This is a genomic window from Paenibacillus sp. Root52, assembly GCF_001426865.1.
Classification (GTDB): domain Bacteria; phylum Bacillota; class Bacilli; order Paenibacillales; family Paenibacillaceae; genus Paenibacillus.
On the sequence record NZ_LMFO01000010.1, the window covers coordinates 62,379 to 80,031 of the forward strand.

17 protein-coding genes are annotated in these 17,653 nt (G+C 44.4%); 2 read left to right on the forward strand and 15 right to left on the reverse strand.

Annotated features, from left to right (window positions below; genetic code table 11):
• Nucleotides 1-18: 18 nt before the first annotated feature.
• The 3 genes from pnpS to ASD24_RS11030 form a co-directional block, all read right to left on the reverse strand.
• Entirely contained in the window at nt 19-1,848 is a 1,830-nt protein-coding gene (gene pnpS / locus ASD24_RS11020) for a two-component system histidine kinase PnpS (RefSeq protein ID WP_056695450.1), read from the reverse strand.
• Nucleotides 1,849-1,965: 117 nt separating this feature from the next.
• A complete protein-coding gene (locus ASD24_RS11025; RefSeq protein WP_056695452.1) occupies nt 1,966-2,307 on the reverse strand; it encodes a cupin domain-containing protein in 342 nt (113 codons plus the stop codon).
• Between the two features lie 329 nt (nt 2,308-2,636).
• Nucleotides 2,637-3,506, reverse strand: coding sequence for an SDR family oxidoreductase (locus tag ASD24_RS11030; protein ID WP_056695455.1), 870 nt, complete (start codon nt 3,504-3,506; stop codon nt 2,637-2,639).
• A gap of 373 nt (nt 3,507-3,879) precedes the next feature.
• On the opposite strand from ASD24_RS11030, the gene ASD24_RS11035 reads away from it, so the two are divergent.
• The gene (locus ASD24_RS11035; protein WP_056695457.1) at nt 3,880-5,439 is read left to right on the forward strand and encodes a histidine kinase N-terminal 7TM domain-containing diguanylate cyclase; all 1,560 of its coding nucleotides are present in this window, start codon (nt 3,880-3,882) and stop codon (nt 5,437-5,439) included.
• Nucleotides 5,440-5,741: 302 nt separating this feature from the next.
• On the opposite strand, the gene ASD24_RS11040 is transcribed toward ASD24_RS11035, so the two are convergent.
• The 4 genes from ASD24_RS11040 to citZ form a co-directional block, all read right to left on the reverse strand.
• Nucleotides 5,742-6,170 (reverse strand): hypothetical protein, encoded by a 429-nt coding sequence (locus tag ASD24_RS11040; protein WP_156395425.1) that lies wholly within the window; start codon nt 6,168-6,170, stop codon nt 5,742-5,744.
• Between the two features lie 135 nt (nt 6,171-6,305).
• Nucleotides 6,306-7,247 carry a malate dehydrogenase gene (gene mdh / locus ASD24_RS11045; protein ID WP_056695460.1) on the reverse strand — a complete coding sequence of 314 codons (942 nt, stop codon included), beginning with the start codon at nt 7,245-7,247 and terminating at the stop codon, nt 6,306-6,308.
• Between the two features lie 15 nt (nt 7,248-7,262).
• Nucleotides 7,263-8,555: an NADP-dependent isocitrate dehydrogenase gene (gene icd / locus ASD24_RS11050; RefSeq protein ID WP_056695462.1), complete on the reverse strand. Its 1,293-nt coding sequence runs from the start codon at nt 8,553-8,555 to the stop codon at nt 7,263-7,265.
• 151 nt (nt 8,556-8,706) lie between these two features.
• On the reverse strand, nt 8,707-9,819 hold the full coding sequence (gene citZ / locus ASD24_RS11055) for a citrate synthase (protein ID WP_056695464.1): 1,113 nt from the start codon (nt 9,817-9,819) through the stop codon (nt 8,707-8,709).
• A 478-nt stretch (nt 9,820-10,297) separates the two neighbouring features.
• On the opposite strand from citZ, the gene ytvI reads away from it, so the two are divergent.
• Nucleotides 10,298-11,416 (forward strand): sporulation integral membrane protein YtvI, encoded by a 1,119-nt coding sequence (gene ytvI, locus ASD24_RS11060; RefSeq protein ID WP_056695466.1) that lies wholly within the window; start codon nt 10,298-10,300, stop codon nt 11,414-11,416.
• A gap of 94 nt (nt 11,417-11,510) precedes the next feature.
• Here ytvI and ASD24_RS11065 read toward each other — a convergent pair whose 3' ends face one another.
• The 8 genes from ASD24_RS11065 to ASD24_RS11095 form a co-directional block, all read right to left on the reverse strand.
• Nucleotides 11,511-11,906, reverse strand: a complete 396-nt coding sequence (locus tag ASD24_RS11065; protein ID WP_056695468.1) for an FxsA family protein — start codon at nt 11,904-11,906, stop codon at nt 11,511-11,513.
• A 5-nt stretch (nt 11,907-11,911) separates the two neighbouring features.
• Entirely contained in the window at nt 11,912-12,415 is a 504-nt protein-coding gene (locus ASD24_RS11070) for an acyl-CoA thioesterase (protein WP_056695470.1), read from the reverse strand.
• A 136-nt stretch (nt 12,416-12,551) separates the two neighbouring features.
• Nucleotides 12,552-13,979 (reverse strand): pyruvate kinase, encoded by a 1,428-nt coding sequence (pyk, locus tag ASD24_RS11075; protein WP_056695472.1) that lies wholly within the window; start codon nt 13,977-13,979, stop codon nt 12,552-12,554.
• A gap of 107 nt (nt 13,980-14,086) precedes the next feature.
• On the reverse strand, nt 14,087-15,118 hold the full coding sequence (locus ASD24_RS11080; protein ID WP_056695474.1) for an acetyl-CoA carboxylase carboxyltransferase subunit alpha: 1,032 nt from the start codon (nt 15,116-15,118) through the stop codon (nt 14,087-14,089).
• A complete protein-coding gene (gene accD / locus ASD24_RS11085) occupies nt 15,119-16,012 on the reverse strand; it encodes an acetyl-CoA carboxylase, carboxyltransferase subunit beta (protein ID WP_056695477.1) in 894 nt (297 codons plus the stop codon).
• A gap of 2 nt (nt 16,013-16,014) precedes the next feature.
• A complete protein-coding gene (locus tag ASD24_RS30260) occupies nt 16,015-16,209 on the reverse strand; it encodes a hypothetical protein (RefSeq protein WP_156395426.1) in 195 nt (64 codons plus the stop codon).
• 209 nt (nt 16,210-16,418) lie between these two features.
• Complete coding sequence (locus ASD24_RS11090; RefSeq protein ID WP_017689496.1) at nt 16,419-16,607, reverse strand: hypothetical protein; 189 nt, start codon at nt 16,605-16,607, stop codon at nt 16,419-16,421.
• 288 nt (nt 16,608-16,895) lie between these two features.
• Nucleotides 16,896-17,387 carry a phosphatidylglycerophosphatase A family protein gene (locus tag ASD24_RS11095; RefSeq protein ID WP_056695479.1) on the reverse strand — a complete coding sequence of 164 codons (492 nt, stop codon included), beginning with the start codon at nt 17,385-17,387 and terminating at the stop codon, nt 16,896-16,898.
• Between the last annotated feature and the right edge of the window lie 266 nt (nt 17,388-17,653).

Sequence of the window (17,653 nt, forward strand, 5' to 3'; positions counted from 1 at the left end):
CAATTCGCTTCCCGAGGCCTATACTTGTTCATCTTGAATTAACGGAAGAATGACACGAAATGTTGTTCCAAGACCGAGTTCACTTTCTACGGAAAGTTTACCGTGATGCAGTTCAACAAGGTGTTTTACGATAGACAAACCAAGTCCCGTACCACCCGAATTACGTGATCTGCCTTTATCTACACGGTAAAAACGTTCAAAAATCCTTGGCAAATCATTCTTCGGAATGCCTATACCGGTATCTGATACCGCAAATACGACCTGCTCCTCATCATCCTCACGCTCTACCGTCACTTGAAGTTTCACGCGTCCACCTTCAGGTGTGTAGTTGATGCCATTGGACAATAGATTGATAAAGATCTGTTTCATCTTATCCTCGTCTGCCTCGATATAGAGTTCCTCTGGCACAACCATCTGCATCCGAATCTGTTTCTTCTCGGCCACGGTGGACAGTGTTCCGAGAACCATTTCGAAGAAGGAATGAACGTGAACAGGTGAACATTGCAAAGGAGCACGCTTGGATTCAATTTTGGACAGTTCCAGGATATCTCCGATTAGTCGGTTCAGTCGATCCCCTTCATCATAGATGATTTTCAGGAATGAACGTTCCGTTTCCTTATCCTGCACACCACCACTTAACAACGTTTCAGCAAAACCTTTAACCGCTGCTACAGGAGTTTTCAGCTCATGGGATACATTGGCTACGAACTCACTTCGCATTGACTCCAGCCTACGAATTGCTGTCACATCCTGAAGAAGGAATAACATCCCGCGGTAACCACCATCGTCTTCAGTCATTGGCACGCCATCAATCCGAATCAATCGTTCCTCTGGATTAAATACACTTACTTCCTCATGCATTCGTTCTTGTAGTGCAACACTCTCCTCAATGGAGCGTGTTAGCTCATAGTGTTTTTTTAATTCTACATAAGGTCTACCTGTAACTCGCGCAGCCTGAATGCCCAGCATCCGTTCTGCTTCTCGATTCACCAATGCAATCGACTGCCCTGCGTCTACCATGACAATGCCGCCTGTCATATTGGCAAGTACGCTTTGCAGCAACGCCTCATTATCACGGATCGTTTTGAGCTGGGTCTGAAGACTATCGGCCATCCCGTTAATCGCAAGCCCCAACTGACCAATCTCGTCTCGGCGTGTGACATCCACCCTAGCGTCATATTCTAATTTGGTTATTCGATGAGCGACCTTGATGATATGCTCAATTGGCGAGGTTAAACTGCGTGCCACACGATAACTTACGAGTGCTACGATGAGAAATAACAATCCAAGTGCGGTGAATGTAATTACCCAGCCACGCTGGAGTCCTTGATCTACAGCCGCTAGGCTCATAGATAGACGTATATAACCGTCGAATTTACCTCCAGGTACTTCAACCATGTCACTCTGATCTGAATTGACAGGAAGTGCAACATAGAGCATGTCCTGTCCTAACGTCTCACTATATCGTATTGCCTGACCATAGCCATCGCCAATGGCTCCCTTAATTTCTTCACGTTCCAGATGGTTATCCATATTGGCAGGATCGCTTTCCGAATCGCCGATGACTGTCCCATCTCTATTGATAAAGGTTACTCGCGAATCTGTCAGCCGATCAAGTTCAAGCGCACGCGCAGAATAATATTGTCTAGTCTCTGGAGATGTCGGATCGCTTGCATCATGAAACGGAAATGTTGCTTTTAACAGATTAATTTCACGCACCATCGTTTGTTCCAAAGCTGTGGTATGTGTTGTCTTAAACACTCTGCCCATTGTATATCCCGCTACAATAACGGATACACCAATTAGAACCATCATGATGATGGAGAGCCGAACTCGAAATGGTCTCATCAATCTCTTCCTTTATTGTTAATTTATCAAATGCACATCTTCAGGTACGTGTACTCGATTATACTTCCGTTCGTTATCCATGCAAATTGACCTCTGGGCTCTTAAACGGGGCGCCCTCTAAATTAACTCGATACGATCTCCGCGTGTACTGGGCAGAGAGATGACCAGGAATTCAACATCCGCTGCACTTCGATTCTGCATCTGATGAGGTTCGCCTGGAGGAATCTCTATTCCCTCATGCGTTGCAAGTTCGAATTCCTCACCTTGGAGTTCCATATAGCCTATGCCACTTAAAATGAAAAAAAATTGTCGGCTAACCGAGTGATAATGTCTAATCTCAACCGTTCCCGCTGGCATTCGCTCATGGATGATGCTCAATCCTTCGTTCTGTAGCAAGTGCCATCCATCGCAATGATTTCCCCATATATAATGTGATGCATTTTGTTTACTAATTTTCACGGTTGGTTCCCCCTGTCGAATATCTGTTTGTCTATCTTATCACAGATTTCTTTCGACAATATGAGCATTAATATAGGTTAACATTTTGCAGATTCCTGTGATCGCCTTCACTCATAGTTATTGACGTCCTGCCATAGATCAAAGGGAACATCCTACATTTAGAATAGATATCTAGATAAAATATCATGTGATTATTCGGTCTGATGTTGTTCTATGTAAATTCTCTATCGATTCTCAATCTTTTTGTAAGTAAATATTAAATAGACGTCCCGACCAGCTAGACTGGAAACGGGACGTCATATCTACATTCATCTAAGGTTGAGGTTTCTTTAGCCGTTCACTACTTCGCCGCCATTCACATGCATAACCTGACCACTCACGTAAGAGGAATCATCTGAAGCCAGATACACATAGGCAGGGGCTAACTCGTCAGGCTGTCCTGGGCGCTTCATCGGCTGAGTTGATCCAAATTCACTTACCTTCTTCTCATCAAATGTTGATGGGATAAGTGGTGTCCAGATCGGGCCAGGAGCTACGGCGTTGACTCGAATCCCCTTCTCCACAACGTTCATAGACAAAGAACGTGTAAACGACGTAATTGCACCTTTGGTCGATGAGTAATCGATCAAGGATGGATTGCCTCGGTAGGCTGTAATCGATGTCGTGTTGATAATGGTACTGCCTTGTTTAAGATGTGGCAATGCCGCCTGAGTGATATAAAACATTCCGAATATATTGGTGCGGAACGTGCGCTCCAATTGCTCCGGTGTAATATCCTCTAATTGTTGCTGTGGGTGCTGTTCAGCAGCGTTGTTCACAACAATATCAAGCTTACCTAGTTGCTCAATCGTCTGTTGCACGGATTTTTTGGCAAATTGATTATCACCGATATCACCCGCGATCAAAATGCATTTTCTTCCTTCTTGCTCAACTTGTCGTTTCGTCTCCTCGGCATCCTGATGCTCGTTCAGATAGACAATCGCGACATCGGCACCTTCTTTTGCATAAGTAACGGCTACAGCTCGTCCAATACCGCTATCTCCACCCGTGATTAACGCCACTTTATCTAACAATTTTCCGGCTGCTTTATACTCAGGTTTCTCAAACTCCGGTCTAGGATTCATCTCTGATTCGATTCCAGGTTGCTGATCCTGATGTTGGGCTGGCATTGTTTTTTGGGTTTGTGTTTGTGCTGACATGAAGCATTCTCCTCTCATTACTGAATTGGATATTGATTCTCGTCTCACTGTGTAGGATGGCATGAACAGGACAGATTATTCTGATCTTGAATCTTCTTCCTGACAACCTCCAACAATGTTGTCTCTAAACTTACTTACCACTGCTCTTCTGAATTAAACAAGTAAATCGCATGGAATAAGAACAACTCGAATGTTATTTTATGTATTTCGATTATTTTCATCGTTTAACAAACTATTCGGTCATAAAGTTCGATAATTTTTCAAAAAAGCCCTGTTTCAAATCGTAATTTGTATTCCTATGCCGCTTTGGCTGATGTAGAATGTACAGTATACAGATAAGTTTTAGATATCATAACGATTTGGAGACCAGACCATGGGATCGAGTATTGATTCATATATAACACTTGTAGCGACTTCAGCCGTTTTGAATGTCTTTTTGTGTTTATATTCTTATTTTAGAAGAGCCGAAATTCCCAGTTCCAAAATATTCATGCTCTATACGGCAGCCCTTTGCGTTTATACCTTCGGGTATGCAATACAACTAGCCAGCAATACACTGGAACAGATGAAATTTTGGACAGTCGTTCAGTATATGGGTATGCCTTTCTCCGCTTCACTTGGCCTGCTCCTTATGATTCAATACACGGGGAAAACACTATCTCGTAAAGCGACTATTGCCATGTTTATTATCCCTTCCATCACGCTCTTCATGGTAGCCACCAACGATTATCACCATTTATTCTACAAACAGGTATGGCTTAGAACAGATGCGGCAGTCCCCCTTATGGATATCTCCATAGGTCAGTGGTACGTCGTACAAGGAGCGTTTACCTTCTCGTGTCTATTATGCGCCTGTCTCATTCTCATTGGTCAATGGAAACATACGAAAAAAATGTATCGCAGACAATTGCTCACGCTAATCACCTCACAGCTTATTCCAATGGTCGCCGCCTTTGTTTATCTGCTGGGACTTACGCCAGGTGGATTAGATCCCGTTCCTGTGCTGATGTGTATTACATCAGCCATGTATATCTGGGCAATACTATCCTCACGGCTGCTTACAATAGTACCTATTGCCAAAGACAGCATTTTTGAGAGCATGCGTGAGGGTGTACTTGTGCTCGATAGTTCCAATCGTCTTGTAGATTACAATAAAGCCATGTGTCTCATGTTGCCTGAGCTTGAAGTAAGTATGATCGGGAAAAAGTGGGACGATATCTGGCTTAGCCTAGCGGGAGAAACGTTTCCTGTGGAGTATGGTAGAGAAGGACTGCAGACCGACTTGTACTGGCAATTAGAGGGGCATACCGTATGTTATCAGGTTAGAACATCATATGTCTTCAATAAAGGTGCTCAGGTCGTCGGGATTTTAATTATGCTCATCGATATTACTGAACAACGTTTTCTCCAGGAGCAGCTCAAACAAATGGCATATTTTGATGGGCTCACCAAAATCTATAACCGAACTCAGTTCCTGAACAAAGGCAAGGAAATTTTGAATGATGCCAAGCTAACTTTTCGGCCGGCAGCTTTTATCTTATTTGATATCGATCATTTCAAACGCATTAATGATACCTACGGTCATGATGTTGGTGATAAAGCAATTATTCATGTTGTCACGGTATGTAACCGTTATCTGAACTCCGAAATACTATTTGCCAGATATGGTGGCGAAGAATTCGTAATTGCTATGCCTGGGGCTTCCCTTCAGGATGGCGAGCAACTTGCTGAACAGATACGAATGGCGTTGTTCAACGACCCACTTGAGGTTGAGGGTGTTCTGATCTCGCTCACATCAAGCTTTGGGGTTGCACAGTACAGCGGGGAAGAAGATTCATTAGAGTCGTTGCTGCGGGATGCAGATCGTGCATTATATGAGTCGAAGCGGAATGGGCGGAATGCTGTTTTTGCCTACAGCGCCAGTCTCGCTTAATTCACTTAGCTAAGTTAAACTAACTAGTTTCTAGATCAAATAAGCTTTACTTGCACAGCTCAATTCTGGAGCGCATCTTTAAGTTCGTACATCATCAATAGTTAAATACATCTGATCTCGTGAATAGCATAAATAAAAAAACAGACAGTCTGAGGGCTGTCTGTTTTGGTTGTATCTTGGTTTGTATGTGCACCTAACACTACCCCAGCTCAGCTTGTCCCATCGTTATTACTGGCACAATCGATAAAGGCTTAGAATCAGGTTAGAACGCATTACGTATAATAACTCTTGTCGTTCTCAAATTACAAAAACAGACTACTATCTACCATGAGATAAACCATAATGAGTAGGAACACAGCCAGTAGCGTACTAAACATACGAATCTTGCCCTGTTCTGGACTTACATCACGGTTGCTCTTCACACCTTCTGCAGCCAGACGAAGCGGTTTACCCATAATTCCACCGATGGCAGCCATTGCAAGCAACAAGACAACCACTATACCCATCCACAGGTGAGAATACTCCCCTTTTGTCATCAGGTAACCCCCAGTGAGAAGCTGAATAATCAGTCCATACTGAGCGATACGATTCAAGGATCGAAGTGATGTGAATGCGCCCTCTTGCGCTGCTACATTCAGCTTACGGATCCTACCGACTACGAACGGCAGAATCAGATAGAAGCCTAACGACAGTGCTCCAACAATATGAAGCAGATACATAATCATTCCCAAAATTTCCATCCTCCTCAATTGATTTCAGTGTGCTATACATCACATACCATTATACTGGGGAACTTATCCAAAAGAAAGAAAACCCCCGGTTTTTCGGGGGTTTTCTCCATGTTCTTGTTCAAAATCTTTTCAAACTTAAATATTCACAACAGAAATGACATTTCGAACGGACTCAGCAGATTTATCCAGCCCTGCTTTTTCCTCAGCAGTCAGATCTAATTCAAATATTTTCTCGATCCCGTCGCCACCTAGAATCGTCGGCACGCCTAGGAACAGATCGTTATAACCGTATTCACCTTCAAGATAAGCAATGACAGGAATGATACGTTTCTTGTCCTTCAAGATGGCTTCCGTCATTTGCACGAGGGAAGCTGCTGGAGCATAATACGCACTACCGTTACCAAGCAGGTTCACGATCTCACCACCGCCAACGCGTGTACGCTGTACGATCGCTTCAATCCGATCTGCTGGAATTAACGTATCTATCGGAATGCCGCCAACGCTCGAATATCGAACAAGAGGTACCATATCATCTCCGTGACCACCAAGAACGAATCCACGAACATCTTCAACAGATACGTTCAATTCTTGAGCGATGAATGTACAATAACGGGCAGTGTCGAGTACGCCCGACTGACCAATTACGCGATTTTTGGGAAAACCAAGAGTTTTATACGCTGCATAAGTCATTGCATCTACCGGGTTGCTCAGAATAATGACGATTGAATCAGGGCAATATTTTTTCACATTTTCACAGACGGACTTCACGATTCCCGCATTCGTATTGACCAGATCATCACGGCTCATTCCCGGTTTACGGGCAATTCCAGCCGTAATAATAACAATCTCCGAACCTGCAGCATCTTCATAGTTGGAAGTTCCGACGATATGACTATCGAAGCCTTGAACAGGACTTGCCTCCAGCATATCGAGTGCTTTACCTTTTGTCGGGTTCTCCAGTTGAGGAATGTCTACTAGAACGACATCCCCGAGTTCCTTTTGGGCAAGCATCAGTGCAGTCGTAGCACCGGTAAAACCGGCACCGACTACTGTGATTTTTTTGCGCTGAATAGTCACGATTCACATCTCCCCTTACAGGTTTTTAATGATTTGATCAGCGAATTCAGAACATTTCACTTCAGTTGCACCGTCCATCAGACGAGCGAAGTCGTACGTTACTGTTTTATTGTTAATGGATGTTTCCATACCTTTGTAGATGAGGTTAGCCGCTTCTTGCCAGCCCAGGTGCTCAAGCAACATTACGCCGGACAGGATTACGGAACCAGGGTTCACGACATCTTTGTCAGCATATTTAGGTGCAGTACCGTGTGTAGCTTCGAAGATAGCATGTCCTGTTACATAGTTAATGTTAGCTCCTGGAGCGATACCGATTCCGCCCACTTGCGCTGCAAGTGCATCGGACAGATAGTCACCGTTCAGGTTCAATGTTGCAATAACATCGAATTCGCCTGGACGAGTCAATACTTGTTGCAGAGCGATATCAGCAATTGCATCTTTTACGATGATTTTGCCAGCATCTTCAGCTGCTTTTTGTGCTGCATTGGCAGCATCTGTACCATCTTTATCTTTGATGATATCGTATTGAGCCCAAGTGAATACTTTGTCACCGAACTCATCTTCAGCCACTTCGTATCCCCAGTTTTTGAAGGCACCTTCAGTAAATTTCATGATATTACCTTTGTGTACCAACGTAACGCTCTTACGGTTGTGATCGATTGCATATTGTACTGCTGCACGAACCAAACGTTTGGAACCTTCGGAAGAAACTGGCTTGATACCAATACCGGAAGTTTCAGGGAAGCGGATTTTGTTAGCGCCCATTTCCTGTTGCAGGAATTGGATAACTTTTTTCACTTCATCGGAACCTTCTGCATACTCGATACCCGCATAAATATCTTCTGTATTTTCACGGAAAATAACCATATCAACCAATTCAGGACGTTTAACCGGGGAAGGTACGCCGTCAAAATAACGTACTGGACGCAGGCATGTGTACAAATCAAGCTCTTGACGAAGTGCTACGTTCAGGGAACGAATACCACCACCGATTGGTGTAGTCAGAGGTCCTTTGATTGCTACGATGTACTCACGAATCGCTTCGAGCGTATCGTTCGGCAACCACTCCCCGTATGTATTAAATGCTTTTTCACCAGCAAATACTTCGTACCAAGCGATTTTTTTGCTGCCATCATATGCTTTTTCAACTGCTGCATCCAATACACGCTTGGAAGCTTTCCAGATATCGCGACCTGTACCGTCACCTTCGATGAACGGAATGATCGGGTTGTTAGGAACCTGCAGTGCACCATTATCGATCTGGATTTTTTCTCCTTCAGTTGGATGAGCGAATTTTTCTAATTTCATAGTTACAATTCCTCCTTGATCGTTGTATGAGTTTGGGTATGATTCATACCGCTTGTCTAATCGAGGGAAGGGTCTTTCGTCTTCAACTGACTCTCGTCAATCGAATCCACCCTTCGCCCCATCCTTCATTATTATACTGGTTTTGACGTAATTAGCGAAGCTCGACTGAAATGTACTTCTGTTCTGTTGGTCCAGTGTATTCAGCACGAGGACGAATAATGCGGTTATCTGCGAGCTGCTCCAGAATGTGAGCAGTCCAACCGGATACCCGGCTAATTGCGAAAATTGGTGTGAATAACTCGTGCTCGATGCCTAGCTGTGTATAGACAGACGCAGAGTAGAAGTCTACGTTTGGCTTCAGACCTTTTTGTCCTGTAACCAATTCTTCAATCTTCACAGACATATCATAGAGACGTGTATCATTATTCATGTCGCCCAGTTCTTTGGACATCTTCTGCAGATGTTTCGCACGTGGGTCGCCATTTTTGTACACACGGTGTCCAAAGCCCATGATTTTCTCACGGTTATTCAGTTTTTCCTGAATTGCTGCTTCAAGGCGGTCAGGTGTGCCAATCTCATTCAACATCTTCATTACAGCTTCGTTAGCACCGCCATGTAGCGGCCCCTTCAACGCCCCGATAGCGGAAGTGACGCCGGAATAAATATCGGACAACGTTGCAACAGTTACACGCGCTGCAAAAGTGGAAGCATTCAACTCGTGATCCGCATGTAATACGAGCGCTTGATCCAAGGCTTTTACTGCTGTCTCCGACGGTTCTTCACCAGTCAACATATATAAAAAGTTTTCGGCAATGGAAGCGCCTTCTTTTGGTGCTACAGGTTCTTTACCCTCACGAATACGAGCGATAGCTGCAACAATTGTTGGCAATTGAGCCTGCAATTTAACCGCTTTGTTCTCGTTCGCTTCAGCCGTCATTTCGTCAGCCTGCTCGTCATATAATCCTAGGGCAGAAATGGCAGAACGCAGAGCTGCCATCGTGCTCATGTTTTTGGGATACAATTTGATTTGTGCAACCAGATCACTTGGGATCGGCGCGTAATCGCTTAAGCTTTTACGAAGGGATTTCAATTCATCTGCGTTCGGCAATTTACCAAACCACAGCAAATAAGCAACTTCTTCAAAGCTTGCATGCTCTGCCAAATCATCAATATTGTATCCACGGTATGTAAGAACACCGTCTACAATAGAGCTGATCGAGGAGGTTGTTGCAACGATGCCTTCCAGACCTTTGGTAGCTGTCATATTACTCTCTCCTTTATTAAACGAAATCAAAAAACACTAGCATAATGAAGCTTTCCATAAGCATTCCTGGTGTTGTAAACATTTACATTTCATAAAATAGTAAAGAAGTAAAAATTCGGGTTTATTATCTGTCAATCGATAATTACTTATATAATCATACTGGATTTTGTCGTTTATGTGAACATGACGGAAGCTGTTTTGCACATCAAACATATTTATCGACCTGATAAAGCATTTTTGAAAGCCTTTACACAAACAAGGTTGACATTTTATTCTACATATATAGTTTTAACGTAGTCCTATATTCAACTTCTTCTTTTTATTGCTATTATCCCCTGCCCTCTGGCATACTCTAGGCTAAAGAATACAAATCTCATGCATTTTCACGAAATCAGCGTTTCAAAATGTCCTATTTGCTCTATATTAATTAGATACCTTCATGGAACTGAACGAATTATTAGATAAGGAGACGTGAGGTTTGGACAGAATTATATTGAAGCGCCTACTGCGCGGATTATGGGTAATTATTGCGACGATTCTCATCGCAGTGGCCATTTATCTGCTGTTTCCCCTATTGTACCCTTTTGCAATTGCCTGGATCATCGCTTATGCCATGAATCCTCTTGTGAAACTGCTTCAGCATAAAGCACGATTCCCACGCTGGCTCGCTGTCACTCTATCGTTGATCGTGTATTTCGGAGCTATCGCACTCGTGTTATCCGCTGCTGTAACTCGCATGGTGAAAGAGGTCATTTCATTAACGACAAGTTTCGATCTCCATGTTGATGAAATAAAGGCTGTTTTTATCCGCTGGACGGAGAATGATACGATCCAAAGTCTGATTACACAGATTAATGAATTTTACAAAGAAAATCCGAATTATCAGGAAACGATCAATAGCAACATCAGCAAAACAACGGAGACGGTCGGAACGGCGGTTACGGATCTTGTGACTGGATTCTTCAACGTGATTCTAAATCTACTCACTTCCCTGCCTAATATGGGTGCAGTGCTAATCGTTGTGCTTCTCTCCACATTCTTTATTAGCAAAAGTTGGACCCGTCATAGCATCACTGTATCTGGCTGGGTACCTTCCTCCATCCGCAAACCGATCACTGACATATGGAATGACCTAAAAAAGGCTCTGTTTGGTTATGCAAGAGCACAACTCATCATGATCTCCATTACCGCTGTGTTTGTGATGATTGGATTACTTATTTTGCAGGTTAAGTCTGCCTTCACGATTGCACTTCTTATCGGGCTTGTTGATCTGTTGCCATATCTCGGTGTTGGATTAGTTATGGTTCCGTGGGCAGCTTATCTCATTATGAATGGGGATCTGTACCTGGGAATTGGGATATCGGTTATCTATCTGATCGTGCTGGTTGCACGGCAGATTATTGAACCCAAAGTATTAGCTAGTAGTGTAGGCCTAGACCCTCTTGCCACACTAGTGGGCATGTTTGTAGGGTTGAAGCTATTCGGCGTGCTTGGTTTGATCATCGGCCCAGTGAGCCTGGTGATTCTCGATGCATTCAATCGAGCCAATGTGCTACGGGATCTACGAACATACATCATCAACGGAAGAGTCCGATGAAGCGTACAGAGGGGTTACTTAGCATAGGAGTAAAGGCTCCACTCGGCAGATGCATCTGCACGAGTGGAGCCTTCTTTGTTCGAATATTATTTTATTACGGACGGCGATAAAATTTGATACTGCCATTCTTCATTTTTTTCTCAAGCCATCCTAAGAAAAACAGACGATACACCGAACGTGTTAACGGAAACACCAATGTAAACCCGATGAGATCCGTAACAAAACCCGGAATCAATAGCAAAAATCCCCCAACGAAAACAAATAGTCCATCGACCATTTTTCGGCCAGGCACTTTACCTCGTTCCATCTCGGTTTTGGCATCCACAAGCACTTTCCGTCCTTCAAATTGCAGCATTGCTATACCGATCAAGGACGTGAGAATCATAAGAAGCAGCGTCTTTCCCGCTCCGATCCAGTCGCTCATAAGAATAAAACCAAACAGTTCAATAACCGGAACGATGAGCAGTACAGCCCACATCCATCTACGCATTCGTATTACTCCTTTCCTGAGAGCCACACTTTCTCAAGTGCACTGTAGAGCTCAGAGGCTACCTTATCCAGCCTTACTACCTTCCAGTCGCCGTTCACCCATACATGTTGGGTAGAGCCTGTGACTAATCGTTCTCCTGGTCTAGATTCATCAGATGACCACACTCGCTGCCCTATGCTGTTCACACCATTGTCTGCAGTCACTCGTCTTACATCATATTCGTAATTCAGTCGTAGACCGCTAAAGGCAGCAATTCGGGTGAAAATCACAATTTCATCATCGTACCTTGCAGGTTTATGATATTTCACATCCAGCCCGGTTACGGGAAGCAGTAACCCCTGTTCCTCCATTTTACGATATGTATACCCCATTTGGCGAATCGTCTCAGTTCGACCGATTTCAAACCAATTTAAGTAGTTAGCGTGATAAACTACACCCATCTGATCACTCTCTTGATAACGCACGCGGAGGTTCGCCGCGTACCAATTTCCTGCTCCATTTTGCTCCATGAGGTTGCTCCCTTCGTTATACGGGTCTGAATGTGTTGTGGTTGCACATCGGTATATAGATGGAAAAAAGCAATGGGACATATCATGCCCCATTGCTTCATTCCTGTTCTTTACATCATTACATCCATTCCAACAATTAAGCTTGGTTTGGAATTTGGCTTACTTTGATCAGGTTCGTGGAACCGGAACGACCCAAAGGTACACCAGCTGTAATAACAACCAGGTCGCCTTCTTTAACAAGTCCGGATTTCACTCCGCCTTCGATTGCATTTTCAAACAATGCATCTGTAGAATCAACCAATCTACCTTTGACAGGTGTAACACCCCATGCCAGTGCGAGACGACGGGAAGTTCTGTCTTCTGTTGTTACAGCGATAATTGGTGATTCTGGACGATATTTCGAGATCATACGTGCTGTATGTCCTGATTCAGTCGAAGTAATGATCGCTTTTGCGTTCAGATCTTGAGCTGACAATGCAACCGATTGGCTGATTGCTTCAGTCACAGTTGTTTGTTGAGCAACACGTTGCTTCAGATACAGCTCTTGGTAAGGCAGAGCAGATTCTGCTTTTTCAGCGATACGAGACATTGTCAGAACGGATTCAACTGGGTATTTACCCGCAGCCGTCTCACCAGACAACATGATTGCATCAGTACCGTCAAAGATCGCATTAGCCACGTCACTTGCTTCAGCACGAGTTGGACGTGGGTTACGTTGCATGGAATCCAACATTTGTGTAGCTGTGATAACTGGTTTACCTGCAACGTTACATTTTTCGATCATGCGTTTTTGTACCAATGGTACTTCTTCAGCAGGAATTTCAACACCCAGGTCTCCACGAGCAACCATCAGACCGTCAGACACTTCAAGGATTTCGTCCAAGTTGTCCACACCTTGTTGGTTCTCGATTTTGGAGATGATTTGAATATGTCCAGCATTATGTTTTTCAAGCAATTCACGAATCTCAAGTACGTCACTAGCTTTACGCACAAAAGAAGCCGCGATGAAATCGACACCTTGCTCGATACCAAATACGATATCGTTAGCATCTTTTTCAGTGATACCCGGCAGAGAAATAGCAACGCCCGGAACGTTAACACCTTTTTTGCTCTTGATCGAACCACCGTTAACGATACGGCATTTGATCTCGGTGCCTTGCACTTCCACCACAGTCAGTCCGATCAGACCGTCGTCGATCAGAATTGTAGATCCCGGCTCAACATCATTTGGGAGATCTGTATACGTAATGGAAAGACGTTCTTTGGTTCCCAGAATCTCTTCTGTTGTCAAAGTGATGTACTCATCTTGAACCAATTCGATTGGCTCAACTTCGAGTTTACCTGTCCGAATTTCCGGTCCTTTGGTGTCCAGCAGGATCGCTACTGTTTTGTTAAGTTCTTCGCATGCTTGGCGAATCGCTTTGATCCGTCCGCCGTGCTCATCGAAATCACCGTGGGAGAAGTTCAGACGGGCCACATTCATACCGGCCATAATCAATTTTTTCGTGTTTTCCAGTGATTCACTGGATGGGCCAATCGTACATACAATTTTCGTTTTGCGCATTTTGGGTTTCCTCCGATTTTAAAAGGGTCTCTCTGTATATGTCTTTTTCTTTTTCCAACTATTAAATTTACTATACTTTGGTTCATTTGTATAGGAAATTCGTCACATCATTCAGCATTTCCCGACAAATTATTTACAACATCCACTTCTACAGGTGGTTGAGGAGCTTGATCTGGGACTGGAGGTTCAAATGTGACCGAGCCAATCTTACGGAACTTCTCATAGCGATCCTGCTTCAATTGGTCGCTGCTCCACCCTTTCATCTCATCCAGATGACGGATTAGAGCCTCATGAATGGCTGCCGCAGATGCTTCATAATCCCGGTGAGCCCCACCACGAGGTTCAGGTATGATATCCTCAATAACGTTCATTTCCAGTAGATCTTTGGCAGTAATCTTCATGGCTTCTGCAGCCTGATCTGCCTTGGTTGCATCCTTCCACAGAATCGAAGCTGCTCCATTCGGAGAGATCGCTGAGTAGATGGCGTGCTCCAGCATGAGCACACGGTTACCTACGGCTAGTGCAAGTGCGCCACCGCTTCCGCCCTCACCAATAACGACAACAATAACTGGCACAGACAGTTTGGCCATCTCCATCAGGTTACGAGCAATAGCCTCCGATTGACCTCTCTCTTCAGCAGTATTACCCGGATACGCTCCTTTAGTATCAATGAACGTAATAATTGGACGTCCGAATTTGTCAGCTTGCTTCATCAGACGAAGCCCTTTCCGGAAACCTTCCGGATGAGCGCTCCCGAAAAAGCGGGCGATATTGTCTTTCGTATCCTTCCCCCGCTGCTGTCCGATAACGGTAACTGTATTGCCATCCAGCTTCGCTAATCCACCAACAACAGCCAGATCATCGCCGAACATACGGTCACCGTGCAGCTCAATGAAATCCGTAAAAATCAACTGAATTAGATCGAGGGCTGTTGGACGCTGCTGATGCCGAGCCAGATGCATTTTCTGAGCCGCAGTGATGCCAGAGTATATTTCTTCTTCCAGTCTATGATAACGTTCCTCCAGACGCGCGATCTCGTCTGTGAAGTCGATGCCTTTTTCCTGACCGAACTGTACGAGCTCTTCAATCTTTTTGCGCATCTCAACCAGAGGCGCTTCATATGGCAACTCACCCGCCATTTAGACCCCTCCTTTTTCACTATGCATATCTAGAAGCTTGGCAAGGGTTGTACGAAGTTCTTTCCGGTGAACCACCAAGTCCAGCTGTCCATGCTGCATATTAAATTCTGCTGTTTGGAAATCATCAGGCAGTTTCTGACGAATTGTCTGTTCAATAACAATTCTACCGGCAAAGCCAAATACAGCTCCCGGTTCAGCAATGTTAATATCGCCTAAGCTCGCAAAGCTCGCCGAAACACCGCCAGTAGTCGGATCTGTAATCACTGAAATATACAGGCCGCCCTGTTCATCTAATCGGGACAACGCTGCACTCGTTTTGGCCATCTGCATCAAGCTAAGAATGCTCTCTTGCATCCGAGCACCACCCGAAGTGGAGAATATAATAATAGGCAGACGCTTCTCTGTAGCATATTCAATAGCACGGGTAATTTTCTCTCCAACCACTGAACCCATACTACCTGTAAAGAAGTCAAAGCTCATAACCGCTACTACAACGGGTAAGCCTTCAATCGTACCCTCACCTGTAATAACAGCTTCCTTCAAACCAGATTTCAGACGTTGCTGTTCCAGCTTGCTGCTATACCCTGGAAAGCCAAGGGGATCAACTGATACCATATCCGCATCATGTTCCACGAATCCTTGCTCATCCAAAATCATCGCGATACGTTCCATTGCGTTAAGACGCATATGGTAACCACAAGAAGGACAAACCTTCAGGTTCTTCTCTAATTCCTTACTATATTGAATCGTGCCACACTTGCTGCACTTGTTCATTAGCCCTTCAGGTATTTCTCGTTTTGGGCGCTCACTCACTTCCTGACCTTCGCCTTGAAGCGCACGCTCGGAAGGTATGGTGGCGTACTTCCTTTTCTTCTGGAATATATCTTTGAACACAACTACACCTCTCCAGCCGTTGATTTGATTAGCCGCAACTTGCAGTTATCGTCAATGACGACTTCTCCGCGTACGACGGTAAACCGCTTACGTCCCACAAGCTGCCGTGGGTCTTGTCCAGCACTCACAACAAAAAAATCCACCGGCATAAGGCAAGGATCAGCGGCTTCTGTCAGCACGATTGATGTTACCTGCAATTACCGAAAGATTGTTGCGCCGATGCTTAAATCTATCTTGGTAGGGTCTCCGAATGCAACGAGATCGGTTCTTGTCCTAACAAAAAAAGAAGGAAGGACAGCAGCATACAGCACATGCAAGTCGATTCCTCTCTCTCCGCTTACGCGGTCAGCCTTATGTACCAATGGTACTTTCTCATTCGCCAAGGCGTGTGTCTGATGTTGAACGATCAGGAATGCAGAATCGAATTCAGCACTTCCTGGACTTCTTCCAGTTCCCCTGAAGGAACGCGAATCTCAAATTGCTGTTTGGATAAACTGATGGGACGGGTCTGTACCAGAAAACCTTCTTCCGAAAGCTTGGTCTTAATCTTGTCCGCAACCTTTGCCGTCGGTGCAATGTAAATCACCGTCCACATACCATGTCCGCCCCCTAAGCTAATGTTCAGAGCCCGTATATTGGACTAATGATAACATACCTCACTTTTTTTCTGCAAGAAAGGGTTCGGGATCTATCGGCAGAAAACAGGATTATATGGGATGTTTGCTCCCCAAAGATACCTGATACGGTCAACGGAATGTTTGCAATTTGAAGCGTTGAGTACGCATATGCAGGTCTTCCAAGCAACCATTATCACATGGAAGACCTGCAATTCTACCTCTATAAAGGACGTTTCTAACATCACAACCTATACGTAGATGCTTGTTTATACATCACCAGGATATTTCTTGGCTTTAATATTTTTGTGTGCAATACGAGCGGAAGCAGCAGCTGCAAGCCCTGCAACAAGATCATCAAGAAACACATGAATGGCTGATCCATGCTCATTCAGGTCATGAATAACGCCTATTTTTTCTTTGTCCAGATAACCAAAGCTAGTTAAACCAATCATTCCAAATACATGTGTAATACCAAGAGCTAGAGTCTCGTCCACTCCGTACAAGGATTCGTCTGCTTCCATAATAGCCTGTAGCGGCTGAGGCAATAAACGTTTCTCTGCAAGCTCATCAAGGGCTATGCCTGTGTACAACGTATACTGCACCTCACGTTTTTGCAGTACAGATTTAACACTGACGACACAATCATCCATGGTCAGTTCCGGGTGGTACCCTTTTTGCAGATGATATACAATCTCCGCGATCGCTTCAATCTGTACACCCCGCCGGGCCAGCATAGCTTCTACGATTTCATATGACATATCTCGACCTCCCGCCTCACTCCCCCGGAGAACCCCAGGTTCTTCGGTGTTCTCAAGTGTATGCAGTACACTCACAAAATGTTCATAAAAAAAGCCTCACAATGTCAATTCAGCCGGTAATAATTAATAAATAAAACACAAAAAACCTGTCCGGTTGTCTGGTCAAGCCCCCATTTAATAGACACTATAAAAAGACCCTAGGCTGCAAACTGGCGTCGGTACTCTACCGGCGTCAGTTTTTTTAGTTTCCGTTGTGGTCGTTTTCG